This window comes from Flavobacterium terrae (assembly GCF_900142035.1).
Classification (GTDB): Bacteria; Bacteroidota; Bacteroidia; order Flavobacteriales; family Flavobacteriaceae; genus Flavobacterium; species Flavobacterium terrae.
In genome coordinates, this window is record NZ_FQZI01000013.1 from 1 (window position 1) to 3,962 (window position 3,962).

The 3,962-nt window shown below is 32.4% G+C and carries 2 protein-coding genes; both read left to right on the forward strand.

What is annotated here, in order from left to right; genetic code table 11:
* The first annotated feature begins 329 nt into the window (after positions 1-329).
* Positions 330-1,550 carry a 3-oxoacyl-[acyl-carrier-protein] synthase III C-terminal domain-containing protein gene (locus BUC09_RS14530; RefSeq protein WP_073312311.1) on the forward strand — a complete coding sequence of 407 codons (1,221 nt, stop codon included), beginning with the start codon at positions 330-332 and terminating at the stop codon, positions 1,548-1,550.
* 388 nt (positions 1,551-1,938) lie between these two features.
* A partial coding sequence (locus tag BUC09_RS14535) for a hypothetical protein (protein ID WP_143161948.1) occupies positions 1,939-3,962 on the forward strand: 2,024 nt, incomplete at its 3' end.

Consider the following 3,962-nt stretch of genomic DNA (forward strand, 5'->3'; position numbering starts at 1 on the left):
CCCGCCTGCGCAGATGGTACTGCAATCCTGTGGGAGAGTATGTCGCCGCCTTTCTTTTAAAAAACCCTATCAAATCTGATAGGGTTTTTTGTTTTATACCTGAAGCCCACTGGGTTTCCTCCTTTTAATTTCAAATGCTCAGTTCGCCCTTTGGGCTCGAGACTTTTAAAAAAAACTATCATCACTGATAGTTTTTTTTATAATACTTTGTGAAATGCCAGATAGTGTTTATGATTTACTATTATTAAAATGTATTGTAAAAAGATTGTTTAATTTTATTTTTAAAATTTAATTTAATGTAACTTTGTGGTTATCAAAAGTTTAAGGTTATGAAAAAAATAATTATTTCTAATTTTCATCCTATTTTGGTTGGAAATTTAATTAACCAAACTAAACTTAACCAATACACAAAGTTCTTATATCATCATTTTCAAAATCATCCAATTTTAGAAAGTTCGGGGAATTTATATGAAGATGAAGAAGATGTTAGTTTTGAAACTGTTTCAAATCATGTTGATAAGTATGCTATTGGATATGAAAATATTAACAGTAGGCAGGTTTTAATTTTTGAAGAAATTGAAAGCTTTATTGAAAATGATATGGTTAATACAAGACCTTCAGATTATATTTTTCCAATAGACTTTGAGATTCATTCAGGAAATTATTTTGGACCCAAGATAGAAATGAGGATGGAATGGTTCAAGCGTAAGATGAGATATGTATTTGATAAATTTTATTCAGATACACCTTCGAAACCAGAAAATATTATTCATGTAACTTGCTCAGGGTATTCATCTCCAAGTTTGGCACAAGAAGCCGTAATTAAAAGAAAATGGGATACGGTACAAGTTACTCATTCATATCATATGGGTTGTTATGGAGCTTTTCCTGCTTTAAGAACTGGAAGTTGTTTACTTAATGCAAGTAATGAAAATGGAAGGGTCGATATAATTCATACTGAACTTCTTTCTGCACATTTAAATCTGACGGAGTTTTCACCCTCTAATACAATGATTTGTTCCTTATTTGCAGATGGATTTATTGGATATTCACTTTATGATTTGGACTCTTTTATAAATGATTCTTCAATTAAAGAAAAAAAAGGCTTGACAATTTTAGCTTCCCATGAAGTTATAATTCCAGATTCTTTGGAAGATATGTCTTGGGACTTAGGAGAGTATAATTTTTTAATGACGCTTTCAAAAAGAGTTCCAGTATTTATTAGAAAGAACATAAAATCTTTTATGGAAACCTTGTGTAGTAAAGTAAATATTGATTTTGATGAATCTAAAAGTAAAATGTTTTTTGCAATTCATCCTGGCGGACCAAAAATTATTGACTATGTAGTTGAAGAATTAGGTTTAGATGTTAAGCAAGCTTCTTGGTCGTATGAAATTTTGAAAAGACAAGGAAACATGTCTTCAGCAACAATACCACACATCTTCAATGAAATTGTTAATGACATAAATATAGTTTCAGGAACTAAAATAATTGGAATAGCATTTGGTCCTGGTTTAACTGCAACAGGTCTAATAATGGAAAAACTTTAATTATCTAACTAAATATAGTTAAATGATTGTAAGTCTTATTGTAATAAAAAAGTTAAAAATTTAATTGTCAATAATATAGTTATAAAACTTTGTTAATTTTAACAATAATTTAAAATACCACTCAAGTAAAAAATACTTAAGTGTGATTGCTCTAAGCAATTAATACCTCCACAGCTAAGTTTGACGGTTTAATGTGATTGTGTCAAACAATAATACCTCCACATAAGTTGTATACAATAAGTTAATTCTTGAATCCTTCAAGTAATTACATGTTAAACTTAATTTTTCATTTTTAAATTTTAAACTTTATTGAAAAGGTTTTTGTTTTTACAGAATCCCTACTTCTACTTTTTTACCTACGATAGTATGGTTCTAAAACCATGTTATTATGAAAAAATTTATCATTACAATTTTTAAAACGGCACGATGTTGTTGCACGTTTTCCAATAGATTCCTAAACGATATTTGGAACTTATATTGGAATAGTACTTTTAATAAAAAGGTATTTTTTTATGGATTAATATTATTTTTTTCCTTTTTTCAGGAATCACTTTATGCACAATTGGTAGGTGGTTCTACTGTAAAAGCTAATTTTGGTGTAGAAGCAGATGTCTATGCAAATCGTCTTCAATTTCCAAATTTAGATAATCCTGTAATACCCCTTCCGACTGCATCTGGAACAGATGATTGGTTTGTAAATCAAAACCTATTTTCAGGTAGTGGGAAAGGCGTAATAGATCAATCAGGTGCAAATACACTTATAAATCAAATTCAAGCAACTAATAAAAATAATTTTTCTTTTGAAAGAAGACAATCAGTTACAACTCCCACTTTCCCTTTTCCATATCCTATTGTTGATGGATATTTATGGATTGACTCTGTTTATGGAAGGGATAATAATAGTGCTCAAGGTACAAGTGATTTGAGTATTTTTGGAGGTGGTGCTGATAAAAACTCAGACAATCCTAATACTTGGGAATTGGGTACTGGTAGTATACCTCAAAAAGATGATATCATTGATGTTTATGCGCATTTGAGAGGAGTTGGACCTAAAGCTCCAACCGAAGTTGACCCTAGACCATTTACAGAACTTTGGGCTTTTGCTGGAGGTTCACTTCGTGAGACTAATGGTAGTAAGCATATCGATTTTGAGTTTTTTAGAACTTTAATTGATTATACTCCCGGAGATATGGTCTTTGGAAACACAGGTAACGATGGAGGTCGAACTGCTTGGGATTTTGATGGAACAGGAAATATTTTAATTCCTGGGACTATTATTATTTCAGTTGACTATGAGGGTGGTGGTACTAAACCAGATGTTCGTATTAGAGTTTGGATGAATCAATCTGATTTAGCTGGTTTTAACTCATTAGCTAATAGACCTTTTAATATAGATGCATCTTCATTTGAACAAGGACTTGATAGTGGAACTTTTGGTTATGTTAGAATTGAAGCTCTTAATAATGCAGTTCCAAATATTTTCGGTCGTGTTAACAAAGAGTCAACAACATTAGCAGCTCCTTGGGGTACAATTGAAGGTCAAAACGCGATGTTTCAAACCGATTATAAAGAGTTTCAATTTGTTGAAATTGGAATTAATTTAACAGCTTTTGGTTTGGATAGACGTGGTGAAGAAGATCCTTGTTCGAATATATTAGGAAGCCTTGTAGTTAAAACAAGATCAAGCGCTGGAGGAAATAGTGATTCGTTTACAAGTGAATTAAAAGATTTCGCTGGACCTTATATTTTTGGTAATTCGACTGATCCTTCTGTTGATCTTGTTGGAGGTGGAGAAATTGATTGTACTAATCCTACCTTGACTCTTACTGCCAACCTAACAAATCCAATGACTAGTCCATCAAGTGTAACTTACACTTTTTATGGACCTGACAATGATAATGATCCAAATAACGGTCATGGTCCATTATTGCAAGGGCCTTCTTCAGATAATACACTGGAAATAAATGCTTCTAATGGAGCTGGTAGCTATACTGTAGTAGTAGATGCTCTAGGTTTTCCTGGATGTAGTAGATATGATAGTGTTAATGTTACTTTGAATTTATGTGATCCAGTTGATGTAACCGGTCCAAGTGATTTAACAGTATCTCAATGTGATTATGCAGATCAAGCAGGAGTAGATGCTGCGTTTAATACATGGTTAGCACAATTCCAAACTGTAAATGACGGATGTAGTGGTACAGGCGGTTTACAAGGACAATACGCTCCACCAAGTTTGTGTGAAGGCGGAGTTGTTAATGTGAGCTACCGTATAGCTGATAATTGTACATCAGATACAGCTTCGGCTACCTTTACATTAACAAAAGGCGATGCCGTTGATGTAACTGGTCCAAGTGATTTAACAGTATCTCAATGTGATTATGCAGATCAAGCAGGAGTAGATGCTGCGTTTAA